At 69.1% G+C, this 13,602-nt stretch carries 14 protein-coding genes and 1 rRNA gene; 5 read left to right on the forward strand and 10 right to left on the reverse strand.

Going from position 1 to position 13,602, the window contains the following annotated elements; genetic code table 11:
- The first annotated feature begins 143 nt into the window (after window positions 1-143).
- Window positions 144-260 (forward strand): 5S ribosomal RNA (rrf, locus tag AC5L38_RS39630).
- 107 nt (window positions 261-367) lie between these two features.
- Here rrf and AC5L38_RS39635 read toward each other — a convergent pair.
- A complete protein-coding gene (locus AC5L38_RS39635; RefSeq protein WP_495247958.1) occupies window positions 368-805 on the reverse strand; it encodes a nuclear transport factor 2 family protein in 438 nt (145 codons plus the stop codon).
- A gap of 187 nt (window positions 806-992) precedes the next feature.
- Between AC5L38_RS39635 and AC5L38_RS39640 the strand changes: the two genes are divergently transcribed.
- Entirely contained in the window at window positions 993-1,598 is a 606-nt protein-coding gene (locus AC5L38_RS39640; RefSeq protein ID WP_495247959.1) for a TetR/AcrR family transcriptional regulator, read from the forward strand.
- 96 nt (window positions 1,599-1,694) lie between these two features.
- Here the strand turns inward: AC5L38_RS39640 and AC5L38_RS39645 are convergent, their stop codons facing one another.
- A complete protein-coding gene (locus tag AC5L38_RS39645) occupies window positions 1,695-2,162 on the reverse strand; it encodes an Lrp/AsnC family transcriptional regulator (RefSeq protein WP_495247960.1) in 468 nt (155 codons plus the stop codon).
- Between the two features lie 131 nt (window positions 2,163-2,293).
- Between AC5L38_RS39645 and AC5L38_RS39650 the strand changes: the two genes are divergently transcribed.
- Entirely contained in the window at window positions 2,294-3,181 is an 888-nt protein-coding gene (locus tag AC5L38_RS39650) for a phenylalanine 4-monooxygenase (RefSeq protein ID WP_495247961.1), read from the forward strand.
- Window positions 3,182-3,293: 112 nt separating this feature from the next.
- Complete coding sequence (locus tag AC5L38_RS39655) at window positions 3,294-4,328, forward strand: serine hydrolase (protein WP_495247962.1); 1,035 nt, start codon at window positions 3,294-3,296, stop codon at window positions 4,326-4,328.
- 159 nt (window positions 4,329-4,487) lie between these two features.
- Here AC5L38_RS39655 and AC5L38_RS39660 read toward each other — a convergent pair whose 3' ends face one another.
- The 6 genes from AC5L38_RS39660 to hisN all read right to left on the reverse strand — a co-directional run bounded on the left by AC5L38_RS39660 (window position 4,488) and on the right by hisN (window position 10,284).
- Complete coding sequence (locus AC5L38_RS39660; protein WP_495247963.1) at window positions 4,488-5,207, reverse strand: response regulator transcription factor; 720 nt, start codon at window positions 5,205-5,207, stop codon at window positions 4,488-4,490.
- A gap of 19 nt (window positions 5,208-5,226) precedes the next feature.
- Complete coding sequence (gene pstB, locus AC5L38_RS39665; RefSeq protein WP_495247964.1) at window positions 5,227-6,054, reverse strand: phosphate ABC transporter ATP-binding protein PstB; 828 nt, start codon at window positions 6,052-6,054, stop codon at window positions 5,227-5,229.
- Between the two features lie 29 nt (window positions 6,055-6,083).
- Window positions 6,084-6,974, reverse strand: coding sequence for a phosphate ABC transporter permease PstA (gene pstA / locus AC5L38_RS39670; RefSeq protein WP_389926889.1), 891 nt, complete (start codon window positions 6,972-6,974; stop codon window positions 6,084-6,086).
- Window positions 6,974-7,915 (reverse strand): phosphate ABC transporter permease subunit PstC, encoded by a 942-nt coding sequence (gene pstC / locus AC5L38_RS39675; RefSeq protein WP_495247965.1) that lies wholly within the window; start codon window positions 7,913-7,915, stop codon window positions 6,974-6,976. The genes pstA and pstC overlap by 1 nt, the downstream gene beginning before the upstream one ends.
- Complete coding sequence (locus AC5L38_RS39680; protein WP_495247966.1) at window positions 7,915-8,916, reverse strand: PstS family phosphate ABC transporter substrate-binding protein; 1,002 nt, start codon at window positions 8,914-8,916, stop codon at window positions 7,915-7,917. The genes pstC and AC5L38_RS39680 overlap by 1 nt, the downstream gene beginning before the upstream one ends.
- A gap of 564 nt (window positions 8,917-9,480) precedes the next feature.
- Window positions 9,481-10,284 (reverse strand): histidinol-phosphatase, encoded by an 804-nt coding sequence (hisN, locus tag AC5L38_RS39685; RefSeq protein WP_495247967.1) that lies wholly within the window; start codon window positions 10,282-10,284, stop codon window positions 9,481-9,483.
- 139 nt (window positions 10,285-10,423) lie between these two features.
- Here hisN and AC5L38_RS39690 point away from each other — a divergent pair, with 139 nt between their 5' ends.
- Window positions 10,424-10,867 carry a DUF4442 domain-containing protein gene (locus AC5L38_RS39690; RefSeq protein WP_495247968.1) on the forward strand — a complete coding sequence of 148 codons (444 nt, stop codon included), beginning with the start codon at window positions 10,424-10,426 and terminating at the stop codon, window positions 10,865-10,867.
- A gap of 157 nt (window positions 10,868-11,024) precedes the next feature.
- Here AC5L38_RS39690 and rsgA read toward each other — a convergent pair whose 3' ends face one another.
- Window positions 11,025-12,083: a ribosome small subunit-dependent GTPase A gene (rsgA, locus tag AC5L38_RS39695; protein WP_495248016.1), complete on the reverse strand. Its 1,059-nt coding sequence runs from the start codon at window positions 12,081-12,083 to the stop codon at window positions 11,025-11,027.
- Window positions 12,084-12,150: 67 nt separating this feature from the next.
- The gene (gene aroA / locus AC5L38_RS39700) at window positions 12,151-13,428 is read right to left on the reverse strand and encodes a 3-phosphoshikimate 1-carboxyvinyltransferase (RefSeq protein ID WP_495247969.1); all 1,278 of its coding nucleotides are present in this window, start codon (window positions 13,426-13,428) and stop codon (window positions 12,151-12,153) included.
- Window positions 13,429-13,602 lie beyond the last annotated feature (174 nt).

Genomic DNA, 13,602 nt, shown 5'->3' on the forward strand with positions numbered 1-13,602 from the left:
GATAGGCTGGAAGTGGAAGCGCAGTAATGTGTGGAGCTGACCAGTACTAATAGGCCGAGGACTTGACCACAAAGCAACTTTTGCTCGCGTCCACTACGCAATTCTGAGACAACAAACAGTAGTGTTTGTGTGTTTCATAGGGTTACGGCGGTTATGGCGAAGGGGAAACACCCGGTTACATTCCGAACCCGGAAGTTAAGCTCTTCAGCGCCGATGGTACTGCACCGGGGACGGTGTGGGAGAGTAGGTCACCGCCGGACAATCTTTTTGTGAGGGCCCCCACCAGGTTTGGTGGGGGCCCTCATGCTTTTCAGGACCTTTTTGGCAGCGTTCCAGGTCCTTTCCGGCAGTGGTTCGGAGGCGTTCGTCAGGTTCGCTCCGGTTGCCCCATGATCCCGATCATGGCCAGGGTGTTCTGATACTCCCGCCAGTTGACGATCTTCCCGTTCCGCGCCCTGAGGACGCCGATGAAGCGGGAGGAGGCCTGGCGGCCGGTGGCGAGGACCCTTCCTGCGATCTCGTACTCGACGACGATGACCTCCGGGTCGGTGGTCTCGTGGACGACCACGTCGCGGACCTCGTCCAGGGCGAACCGCTGGGCGAAGGCGGCCTGCTCGGGGCCGGCGAAGAGCAGGAACGCCTCCTTTCCCTCGTGCCTGCTGGTCCTGCCCGGCGGAGCGAAGGGGACCTCGATGACGGCATCCTCGGCCAGCTCGCTTCCGAAGCCGCCAAGGTTCTCGAGCCAGTGCCTCCGCACGCGCTCGAAGATCTCGCGAGGGCCGGGGGCGACAGTGGATTCGGGCATGGTGGATCTCCTCCATGACGTTCACTAAGATGAGTGGAAACTCATCTTTATGATCGTGAGTCGAGACTCACTTTGTCAATGCCGCCTCGTACGTGGAGCCTCGTACGTGGAGCCTCGTACGTGGAGACATCGCACTTGGCGGGCATGCGGGAACCGCGACAAGGAACGACGAGGAACGGGAACTGATATGACCCCCACGAATCACGCGTCAGGCGGGACGGACGATCCCGGGGACGCCAAGCCGCTGCGTGCGGACGCCCAGCGCAATCGGGAGCGCATTCTCGCCGCGGCGGAGGCCGTCTTCGCCGAGAAAGGCCCTTCGGCGTCGACCGAGGAGGTCGCCGTCCGTGCGGGAGTGGCCATCGGCACGGTCTTCAAGCACTTCCCGACCAAGCAGGCCCTGCTGCAGGCCATCATGAAGGGTCTGCTGGGCAGGCTGGACGGGGAAATGGCCGAGCTCGCCGACGGCGTTCCCGGGGAGGCGCTGTTCACCTTCATCGACCGCATGGTCGAGCAGGCGGCGCGCAAGAGGACCGTCGTCGGTCTCCTGGCCGAGACGGGTGTCGATCTCCAGGTCGCGAGTTCGGTGCGGATGTTGCGCGAGGGGATCGAGACGCTTCTCGCCCGTTCCCAGGAGGCCGGTACGGTCCGTGAGGACGTTCGTCTCGACGAGGTGATCGCCCTGCTCACCGGCGTCTGCCAGGGGGCGCTCCACGCGGGCTGGGACGACGATCTGCGGCGTCGTACGCTGGCGATCGTTTTTGCCGGTCTCCGGGCTCCTGAGGGCCACTGACCGGCTCATGACGTCCCTCGACCACAGGGGCCCGACTGCGGGGACTCGGCCACAGGGACTCGACCACAGGGGCTCGACTGCGGGGAAAGGTCGCGGTCAGGCGCGGGAGGCGGCGCGGAGCAGGGGTTCGATCCGGTAGGGAACCTGGATGGAGAGGGCGATCGTGGTGTCCGTCCGCTGGACCGCGGGGGAGGCCAGGATGCGGGCGATGATCTCCTGGAGGTCGGGGGTGCTGCGGGCCACCACGCGGCAGAGCAGGTCCGCCTGGCCGCTGGTGCCGTACACCTCCAGGATCTCGGGGAGGGACTCCAGGGCCTGTACGGCCTCGTCCAGGCGGCCCTGGGCGATCTGCAGGGAGACGAACGCGAGGATCGGGTATCCGGCGCCCTCGGGGGTCACGGTGGGGCCGAAGTCGGCGATGACGCCTCGGGCGATCAGTTTCTCGACGCGGGCCTGCACGGTGCCCCGGGCCACGCCGAGCAGGCGGGCCAGCTCGGTCAGGCCGATGCGCGGGTTGGCGCGCATGGTGACCAGGAGGCGGCCGTCCAGCTCGTCGATCGACATCTCCTCAGGATCCCGTCAGATTGGGCGATTCGACCAGCATAGACGAGGTACCACGGTACGTTTCTGTGCGGATCGTCCAGCTGAACTGGCTGCTCTTGCCAACGTTTCCGGATATTGCTGTCATTTCATTTATGTTCGAGGAAGCGCAGTACTTCGCACCGGTGGCGACGCGAGATGACGGCTCGATCGAGGTCGAGCTCGGCGCCGGCCACCCCGGTTTCGCCGACCCGGTCTACCGCGCACGCCGCAACGCGATCGCCGCGCTCGCGGTGGGGTACGTGCCCGGCACGCCGATCCCGACGGCCGAGTACACCGACCAGGAGCACGAGGTGTGGGCCCTGGTCAGCCGGGAGCTCGGCCTCAAGCACCGCAAGTACGCGACCGCCGAGTATTCGCGCGCGACCGAGCGGCTCGGGCTGCCCGCCGAGCGCATCCCGCAGCTCCAGGAGGTCGGCGAGCTGCTGGAGCCGCTGACCGGGTTCCGCTACGTCCCGGCCGCGGGGCTGGTGCCGCTCAGGGAGTTCTACGGTGTCCTGGCGGACGGGCTCTTCCACTCCACGCAGTACATCCGGCACCACTCCACGCCGCTGTACACGCCGGAGCCCGACGTGATCCACGAGGTGATCGGCCACGCCAACGCGCTGGCCTCCGACCGCTACTCGCGCCTCTACCGGCTGGCGGGGGAGGCGGCCCGGCGGGTCGAGGGCAAGGAGGCGCTGGAGTTCATCTCGAAGATCTTCTGGTTCACGATGGAGTTCGGCGTGATGACGGACCAGGGTGAGCTGCGGGCGTACGGGGCGGGCATCCTGTCCTCGTACGGGGAGATCGAGGAGTTCCGGGGGATGGACATCCGTCCGCTGGACGTCGCCTCCATGGGGACCACGCACTACGACATCACGAAATATCAGGATGTGCTCTTCCGGGCGGAGTCGCTGGAGCACCTTGAGGACACCGTCGGGGACTTCTGGGCGAACTGCGACGACGAGGGCATCGCCCGGCTAATCGCGGGCGTTCGCTAAGACCGGACATCGGTTCGGCGGAAGATTTTATAGCGCACGCCCTGTTTCAGGCTAGATTTCGCTTCATCGTCTTATTGTTACGTGTTGTGGGATATATCCCGATCGTCACGTAATGGGGGAGACGGTTGGGGTGGAGATGAGGGCAAGGAAACGGGTGGCCGCGGCCGTCGTCCTGCTGGTCACCGCGCAGGCCACCGCCTGTAGCACGTGTCAGGGCCTGACGCCGGTGAGCATGCCGACCTCGGCCCCCCTCCGGCAGGCGGCGCCGGTCGTTCCGGTCTCCGGTACGCCGCCCCTCACACCGTTCGTGGCCGCGGTCCCGGCGCCCGTCTTCCCCGGCGCCGGGGCACCCCGGGCATCCGGACGGGTGCGGGCCGCAGGCTCACCGAAGATCCTCCCCAAGGAGCTCGGGCACACCCTCGACGTGTTTCTCGCGACGTACGGGGGCCGGACCGCCGCCTCGGTGCACGACCTGGACACCGGCCGGCGCTACAGCTACCACCACACCCTGCAGCTGCCGTCGGCCAACACCTCCAAGGTGAGCATCCTGACGGCACTGCTGCTCGGGACGCGGTGGCGCGAGCTCGGCGAGCGGGCCAGGTCCGACGCGAAGAACATGATCCGCTTCAGCGACAACGAGGCGGCCGACCGGCTGTACGAGCGGATCGGGCTGAGGTCCGGCCTGGCCAGCGCGAACCGCAGGTTCGGCCTCAAGCGCACCTACGCTCCCGGCAGGCGGTGCGTGGAGCTGTACTGCTGGAGCGTCGTGCAGACCACCGCCGAGGACCAGATCCGGCTGGTCAAGGCGCTGGCCACCGGTGAGAGCCCCCTGGCCCTCCCGGAACGCCGCAGGGCGCTGGGGCTGATGGCGAGTGTGGCCCCCGAGCAGAAGTGGGGGATCAGCGCGGGGGCGTGCGAGAACGACCAGGTGGCGCTGAAGAACGGCTGGCTGCGGCACATGGCGAACGGCCGCTGGGCGGTCGCCAGCGCCGGGCTGATCCGCGGGCACGGGCACGACTACGCGGTGGCCGTGCTCACCGAGGACAGCCCGAGCATGGAGAGCGGCATCGCCAGGATCGAGGGCGTGACCGAGCGCCTCATGAACGCCTTCAGGGGCGGGCACGGCTGCGACGCGGTCGCGAACTGAGCGGTCCGCGGGGCGGTGGGCTCGCGGAACCGGCGGGCTCCTGGAACGGCGCCCATGGGCAGTGTGCCCCTCGGGAGTGCGCTCCCTGGAATCACGTTCCCCGGGAGTCCTGCGCCCTTCGGGAGCGCGTTCCTTGAGCGCGCCCACTGGAACCGCGCGTCACGTCGTCCTGTCGACCAGCCGGTAGCCCACCCCCCGCACGGTCTGGATCAGCTGGTCGTCGTTGTCGCCCAGGCGGGCGCGGAGACGCTTGACGTGTACCGCGATGGTGTTGGTCGAGGTCGTGTCGGTGGAGTTCCAGACATGCCGCATGATCTGCTCCCGCGTCACCGTGCGGTGCGCGTTGCGCATCAGGTAGTGCAGCAGCTCGAACTCGCGCAGCGGCAGGTGCACGACCCTGCCGCCGACCCTCACCTGGTACGCGTTGACGTCGAGCTCCACCGTGCCGACCACGAGCGCCCTGCGGGTCCCCGCCTCGCCGGTGAACGCGGCGTGGATCAGCGGCAGCAGCTCGGGAACCCGGTAGGGCCGGGCCACGCACGCGGTGGCTCCGGCCGTCAGAGCCTGGACGGCCTGCTGGGCGTGACCCTCGCCCACGCCCAGCAGGACGGGCATCGCCCGCGTCAGCCGTACCGCGCGGACGAACTCCACCGCCCCTATGACCGGCAGCGAGGCGCTGACGAGAACGACGTCGGGGCGGAGCGCCCCGGCCTGCAACAGGGCTTGGGCGCCGTCGACGACGCCCATGACCTGCACCCCCTCGCGTTCCAGGGCCGCGGCCAGGTCGTGGACCATGGCCGCCTCCGGATCGGCCACCAGCAGCATGGGCGCCGTCCGTGTGTCCCCGTCCACCTCTGGTGCCGTCTGCGGCTGGATCACCCGGATCCTCCAATGCGGTTTAGCCGAAGCGCCCGGTGATGTAATCCTCGGTCCGCTTGTCGCTGGGATTGGTGAAGATGCGGCTGGTCTCGTCGAACTCCACCAGGCGGCCGTGCCGCACGCCGTCCTCGTCCACCTCGGCGGTGAAGAAGGCCGTGCGGTCCGAGACGCGGGCGGCCTGCTGCATGTTGTGGGTGACGATGACGATCGTGTAGTCGCGCGTCAGTTCCTGCATCAGGTCTTCGATCTTGGTGGTCGCGATCGGGTCCAGGGCAGAGCAGGGCTCGTCCATCAGGATGACGTCGGGCTTCACCGCGATCGCCCGGGCGATGCACAGGCGCTGCTGCTGCCCGCCGGACAGGGAGAGCGCGTTCTGCTTGATCTTGTCCTTGACCTCGTCCCAGAGCGCCGCCTTGGTCAGCGCCTCCTCGACGATCTCGTCCATGTTGCCCTTGACCCCGTTGACCCGGGGACCGTAGGCGATGTTGTCGTAGATCGACTTGGGGAAGGGGTTCGGCTTCTGGAAGACCATGCCGATGCGGCGGCGGACCTCGATCGGGTCCACGTGGTCGCCGTACAGGTTCTCGTCGTGGTACATGATCTCGCCGGCCGCGCGGGCGCCGGGGATCAGGTCGTTCATCCGGTTGAAGCAGCGCAGCACGGTGCTCTTGCCGCAGCCGGACGGGCCGATCATGGCCGTGATCTCACGGTTGCCGATGGTCAGGTTGACCCCGCGCACCGCCTCGTAGTCGCCGTAGAAGACGCTGAGGTTGGAAACGGTGAAGACCGGGTCGAGGGCTTCGATGGTGCGGGGGACTTCGGGGCCGCGCACGTTCACGTTCGGCACGGAAATTCCAATCTCGGACATTTCTTACCTCACCAGCGCTTCTGATAGCGGTTACGGAGCCAGATGGCGACGGAGTTCATCAGGAGCAGGATCGCCAGCAGGATCACGATCGCCGCGGCGGCGAGGATGGCGAACTCCTCCTGGGGGCGGCTGATGAAGCTGTAGATCTGCAGCGGCAGGACGGTGAAGCTGCTCCAGACACCCTCGGGGTTGAACCGGACCAGCGTCGCGGCACCCAGCATCAGGAACGGGGCGGCCTCACCGATCGCCCGCGAGAGCGCCAGGATCGAGCCCGTCGCGATGCCCGGGATCGACGCGGGGAGCACCTGGCGGTAGATGGTCTGCCACTGGGTCGCGCCCAGCGCCAGCGAGCCCTCGCGGATCGACGGCGGCACCGCGCGGATGGCCTCGCGGGCGGAGATGATCACGATGGGAAGCACGAGCAGCGAGATGGTGACCGCGCCGGTCATGACGGTGAAGCCGAACTGCATCCAGCGGGCGATGATCCCCAGGCCGAGGATGCCGTAGACGATCGAGGGAACGGCCGCCAGGTTGGAGATGTTCAGCTCGATCAGCTTGTTGTACCACTTGGTCCTGTCGGCGTACTCCTCAAGGTAGATCGCCGCGAGGATGCCGGTGGGCAGGGCCATGATCGCGGTCAGGCCGATGATCCACAGGGTGCCGAAGATGCCCGACTGGATACCGGACGTCTCCGGGCGGCGGATCGAGGGCTGGTTCTCCCACAGCATCGAGTTGAGCCGGGGCCACCCCTCCTCGACGACGTAGACCAGCAGCATGGCCAGGAACAGGAGAGCGATCGCGAGGCTGGCCAGCAACGCGATGCGGAAGAGGTGTTCCTTGAGAGGGCGTCCCTTGCCGGCCAGCTGTACGGCCGAGCGGGGGGTGGAGAGGATGGCCATCAGTCGTAGACCTCGCGATACTTCTGGACCATGCGGGCGCTGAGGTAGTTCATCGCGAAGGTGATCACGAAGAGCAGGGAACCCACCGCGAAGATGGTCTTGTAGGCGATCGAGCCGACCGAGGCGTCGCCGGAGCCGGCCTGGGCGATGAAGGCCGCCATCGTGGCCATCTCGTTGCCCGGGTACAGCGTGAAGACGGACTTGAAACCGCCCGCGATCGCGACGATCATCGTCTCGCCCGCGGCCCGGGAGACCGCCAGGATGATGGCGGCGACGATGCCGGAGAACGCGGCGGGGACGACGACGCGCACCGAGGTGAGCATCTTGGAGGCACCGAGGGCGTAGGAGCCCTCGCGCAGGCCGTTGGGCACCGCGGCCATCGAGTCCTCCGACAGCGACGCGACGATCGGGATGATCATCACGCCGACCAGGAGACCGGCGGCGAGCGCGTTCTTGCCGTCCAGGTCCAGGAAGGGGAAGACGTCCCTCAGCAGCGGGGTGACGAAGGTGAGGGCGAAGAAGCCGAAGACGACGGTGGGGACGCCCGCGAGGACCTCCAGCACCGGCTTGAAGATCTTGCGGGTCCTGGCGGAGGCGTACTCCGACAGGTAGATCGCGGCGGCCAGGCCGAGCGGCACGGCGACCACGATGGCGATGAGGGTGATCTCCAGGGTGGCCACGATGAGCGGCCACACGCCGAACGACGGCGGGTTGAACAGCGGTCCCCAGCTGGTGGAGCCGAAGAACTCTCCGATGCTCACCGAGGCGAAGAACTCGACGGTCGGTTCGAGGAGCGCGATGACGATGCCGATGGTGGTCGCCACCGACACCATCGCCGCGGCCAGGAGAACGGCCTTGATGACGAACTCGCCGTAACGCGGGCGCGACCGCGCCAGGGACCCCTGGGCCCCTGGAACGGTCGTGCGGTGCTGAGCCGACATCAGCCGGCGCTCTTCAGCGTGGTGATGTCAGCCTTGAGCTTGGCCTCCTGCTCGGGGTTGAGCGGGATGAACTTCGCGTCCTTGGCGATCGCGTTGATGTTGGCCGCGTAGTAGTCGAGGAAGGCCGCGACCTCGGGCCGCTTCACCGCGGCGGCGGAGGGGTAGACGAACAGCGGGCGGGCGAGCGGGGTGTACTTGCCGCCCTGGGCCGCCTCGACGCTCGGGGCCACGCAGCCGCTGCCGGAGTCGATCTCCACGGCCTTCAGCTTGTCGGCGTTCTCCTCGAAGTAGGTGAAGCCGAAGTAGCCCAGGCCGCCCTTGGCGCCCTCGACGCCGGTGACGATGTCGTTGTCGTTCTCGCTCGGGCTGTAGTCCTTGCGGCTGGCACCCTCCTCACCGTTGATCTCGTCGGTGAAGTAGTCGAAGGTGCCGGAGTCGGTGCCGGGGCCGTAGAGCTTGAGCTCCTCGGCCGGGAACTTGGCGTCGACGTCCTTCCAGGTCTTGACCTTGCCCTCGGCCGCCGGCTCCCACATCTTCTTGAGCTGGTCGGTGGTGAGGCAGGTGACCCAGTCGTTCTCCTTGGGAACCACCACGGTCAGCGCGTCGACGGCCACCGTGAGCTCGGTGAACTTGATGCCCTTGGCGTCGCAGGCCGCCTTCTCCTCGTCCTTGATCGCACGGGAGGCGTTCGAGATGTCCGTCTCGCCGGCGCAGAACTTCTCGAAGCCGCCGCCGGTGCCCGAGGTGCCGACCGGCACCTTGACCTGCGGCTGCTCCTCGCCGAAGAGCTCGGAGGCGGCCTGGGTGAGGGGGGCCACGGTGCTGGAACCGTCGATCTTGATCTCGCCGCTCAGGGCCGCGCCGGCGCCCGCCTCGGCGGAGGACGCGGCGGGGGTGCTGCCGTCACTGCTGGGCTTGGCGTCGCCACCGCAAGCGGCCGCGAGCGATACGACGAGCGCGGCCGTCGCCACCGCGCTGAGGCGGCGCTGTCCACTGGTCACGGTATGTTCCTTCTCCGTAGTGAGATCTGTTCTCGATGCCTCCGATGAAAGTGGGGCAAAGTGAACGGAAGTGAAACGAGCCATGACCGGGGCCGGAAGAGGTAGGCCCACGGATGTGAATACCGGAACTTCGACGAGATTTTGAGTCCGGTTTACGGTTCGGCACGCCCGCTGAGCGGGGCTTCGAAGATTCCCAGGTGTGGGAGGGGCCCGGTGCGGGAGCCCTCCGATCGGAACGTTCCCGTCTCCGGCCGCGTCCTCGTGGACGTGCCGATGTGTTCATCTTCCCGACATCCGGCGGAAGGTAACGGGCCGGATCCCTGGCGCGATTCGCCGGTGTGGCGCTCCGGCGCGGAACCGCGTGTGGACGCCCCGGGGGATCCCCCGAGCTCTCAATTCCCCAAGCCCTCAAGCCCTCGAACCGGGGGCGGGGGCAGGTCGTTGAGCGGGTGCGGGGGAACGGTCCTCAGGAGAGGCCATTCGAGGCAAGACAGTCCCCTGGCGCGATGAGGCGGCCCTCGGACTGATGTCAGGGCTCTCTCGGGCCGGGCGGGTGACGGGGCGTCAGGCGGGGAGGGTCAGCGGTCCGCTGCCGAGGCGTTTGAGGACCTCGCCGTGCAGGGCGCCGTTGCTGCACAGCAGGCTGCCGCCGTCGACGTCGGGGACACCCGACAGGTCGGTCCAGATGCCGCCCGCCTCCTCGACGATCACGGTCAGCGCCGCGATGTCCCAGGGGGAGAGCTCGGGTTCCGCCGACACGTCGGCCGCGCCCTCGGCGACCAGCATGTGCGACCAGAAGTCGCCGTAGGCGCGGCTGCGCCAGACGGAGCGGTTCAGGTCGAGGAACGCGTCGAGCCGTCCGGCCTCCTCCCAGCCGCCGATGCTGGAGTAGGAGAACGAGGCATCCTCGATCTTGGTGACGGAGGAGACCTGGCACCGCGTGGCCTTGGTGAGGCTCTTGCCGCTCCAGGCGCCGCTGTCGCGGGCGGCCCACCAGCGGCGGCCGAGGGCGGGGGCGGAGACCAGGCCCACGACGACGCGTCCCTGGTCCATCAGGGCGATGAGCGTGGCCCAGACGGGCACTCCGCGCACGTAGTTCTTGGTGCCGTCGATCGGGTCGATGATCCACGAGCGGTCGCCGTGGCCGCTCGCGCCGAACTCCTCGCCGATGACGGCGTCGCGCGGCCGGGCCCGGCCGAGGGCTCCGCGGATCGCCTCCTCGGCGGCCTGGTCGGCGTCGCTCACCGGTGTGAGGTCGGGTTTGGTCTCCACCCGCAGGTCCATGGCCTTGAACCTGCGCATCGTCAGATCGTCGGCGGCGTCGGCCATGACGTGCGCGAGGCGAAGATCGTCGTTGTAACCCGTCACGGGGGCCAACGGTATCGCGTCGACGGCCGAATGGCGGAGATCGGGGAGCAAGCGGAACAATCGTGTCGCGTCCTACAAGGCTCGGACAGCGCGTGAAACATCCGTTGGCATCGGTGTTACTGACGAGTAGCATTCCGGTATGACCTTTGACGTGGGTGACCTCATGCTGCAGAGCGTCCCGTTCGCCAGGACGCTGGGCATCTCGTTCGACAAGGTGGAGCCGGGCCTGGCCGTCGCCCGGATGGCCGACCGGGACGAGCTGCACAACCACGTGGGAGGTCCGCACGCCGGAGCCCTGTTCAGCGTGGCGGAGACGGCCTCCGGTGCCGCCATGCTCTCCACCTTCGGCGACCAGCTGTCACGGGCCACCCCGCTGGCCAAGAGCGCGACGATCCGCTACCTGAAGCTCGCGAAGGGCGAGGTCGTCGCGGAGGCCCGGCTGCGGGCGTCCCGCGAGGAGGTCGTGGCCACGCTGGACGCGGGAGAGCGTCCCGAGTTCGACGTCGCCGTCGAGATCAGGACCGCCGACGGCACCCTCGTGTCCGAGATGACCATCGCCTGGTCCTTCCGGCCGAACCCCTGACACCGCCTCGAACCGCCGACGCTCCACGTACGGCGAGGGCGGCGAGGGCGGCGACGGCGGTGAAGGCGGTGACGACGGTGACGACCTGGCGACGCCGGGGGCGGCGAACTTTGCTTGCCGCTCATCCACTTCGCCGCTTCCCGGTCCCGGGGCGCCCTTACGACTGATCGTCGTCGGAGGCGCCCTCGCGGCTGGCGAGCAGGCGGCGCAGGGAGGCGAGCCGGGCCGGTTCGGCCTGTCCGGCGGCCACCCAGGCGTCCAGGGCGCACTCCTCGGACAGGTGGGTGCAGCCCTTCGGGCACTGGACGGTGCCCTCGATCAGGTCGGGGAAGCCCGCCAGGACCGTCTCCACCGACACGTGGGCCAGCCCGAAGCTGCGCACGCCGGGGGTGTCGATGATCCAGCCGCCCTCCGGCAGCTCCAGGGCGACGGCCGACGTGGAGGTGTGCCGGCCCCGGCCGGTCACCGCGTTCACGTGGGAGACGGCGCGGTTGGCATCCGGTACCAGGGCGTTGACCAGCGTCGACTTGCCCACCCCCGAATGGCCGACGAGCACGCTGATCCGGCCCTTCAGGCGCTCTCGCACCTCCTCCAGGCCGCCCCCCTTCTGGACCACCACGTACGGCACCCCGAGGGGGTCGTACAGCGAGACCAGCTCGCCGGGCGAGGCGAGGTCGGACTTGGTGAGGCAGAGCATCGGGTCGATGTCGGCGTCGAAGGCCGCGACGAGCATCCGGTCGATCATGCGGGGCCGGGGCGGCGGATCGGCCAGGGCCGTCACGATGACGAGCTGGTCGGCGTTGGCGACCACCGGACGCTCGATGCCGTCGGTGTTGTCGGTGTCGTCCGCCGAGCGGCGGAGCATGGAGGTGCGGGGCTCCACCCGCACGACGCGGGCCAGCGTGTCGGCCAGGCCGGAGACGTCGCCCACCAGGGCCACCCGGTCGCCGACCACGATGCCCTTGCGGCCCAGCTCGCGCGCCTTCATGGCGACCACGACCCGGCCGCTCATCGCGGCGCCCTCCGCCTGGTCCTTCTTGCGGCGACGGCCCTTCTCGCCCGCCGACTCGACCAGGCACGTGTAGCGCCCGCGGTCGACGGCGACCACGAACGCCGGGATCGCGTCCTCGTGGGCAGGGCGGATCCTGGTCCGGGGCCGAGACCCCTTTCCGGGCCTGATCCTGACGTCGTCCTCGTCGTACTCGCGCTTTCTCAGTTTCTCCGCCTTGTCCGGCCCGGTGTGCCCCCGGGAGGGGCCGCGGCGCCTGCCGACCGGTCGCCCCTCACCGCGCGCCGCGCAGCATGCCCGCCCACATGGAGGCGAACTCGGGGAGGGTCTTACCCGTGGTGGCGATGTCCTCCACCTCGACGCCGGGCACGGCCAACCCGATCACCGCTCCGGCGGTGGCCATCCGGTGGTCGGCGTAGGAGTGGAACACCCCGCCGGTGAGCGGGCGGGGCCTGATCTCCAGGCCGTCCTCGGTCTCGTTCGCGTCGCCGCCGAGGCCGTTGATCTCGGCGACCAGGGCGGCCAGCCGGTCGGTCTCGTGCCCGCGGATGTGGGCGACGCCGCCGATCCTGCTGGGCGTGCTCGCGAGGGCGGCCAGCGCGGCGATCGTGGGGGTCAGCTCGGCCACGTCGCGCAGGTCGGCCTCGATGCCGGTGATCCGCCCGGTGCCGGTGACCTCCAGCCCCTCGGGCGTGTGCCGCACCGAGGCGCCCATGCCGGTCAGCAGGGTGCGGAGCTGGTCACCCGGCTGGGTCGTCCGCTCGGGCCAGTCGGGGATGGTGACCGTGCCGCCGGTCACCATGGCGGCGCACAGGAAGGGCGCCGCGTTGGACAGGTCGGGCTCCACCGTGAAGTCCCTCGCCCCGATGGGGCCGGGCTCGACCCGCCAGACGTCGGGCTCGGAGTCGTCCACCGTGACGCCGAACTCGCGGAGCATCTGGACGGTCATCAGGATGTGCGGCTGCGAGGGGATCGGCGGGCCCTCGTGGCGCACCGTCACGCCCTTCTCGAAGCGCGCCGCCGCCAGCAGCAGGCCGGAGAGGAACTGCGACGACCCGGACGCGTCGAGCCTGACCTCGCCGCCGGTCAGCGGTCCTCGTACCGTGAACGGCAGGGCGTCACCCGTCACCTCGGCGCCGAGGGCGCGCAGCGCGCCCAGGATCGGGCCCATCGGGCGCTTGCGGGCGTGCGGGTCGCCGTCGAAGAAGACCTCGCCCCTGGCCAGCGCCGCCATCGGCGGCACGAAGCGCATGACCGTTCCCGCCAGCCCCACGTCGATGCGGGCCCCGCCGGTGACGGGGCCGGGCGTGATCGCCCAGTCGACGCCGGAGGCGCTCTCGTTGGAGGGGACCATCGTCGTGCCCAGCGCCCGCAGCGCGTCCGCCATCAGGTCGGCGTCGCGGCTGCGCAGCGCCAGGCGTACCGTGCCGGGTCCCTCGGCCAGCGCGGCGAGCAGCAGCGCGCGGTTGGTCACGGACTTCGACCCGGGCAGGGGGACGGTCGCGCGGACGGGTTCGGTCGCGGTCGGCGCGGGCCACAGCGGAGCGGACATGGTCAAAAGCCTACCGGTGCCCGCACCGCGCCGCCCGTCCGTGCCGGTCCGTCCCCCTTTCATGTCCGGGTACGGAGGGGTTCGCGTGATCGATGAGGTGAGGATCCGGGTGAGCCGGGTAAAAGCGTCGTCACCGTGACGCTCAGCGGCACCACCGGCGGTGCGGGGCAAGAT

The sequence above is a fragment of the Streptosporangium nanhuense genome, from assembly GCF_059358815.1.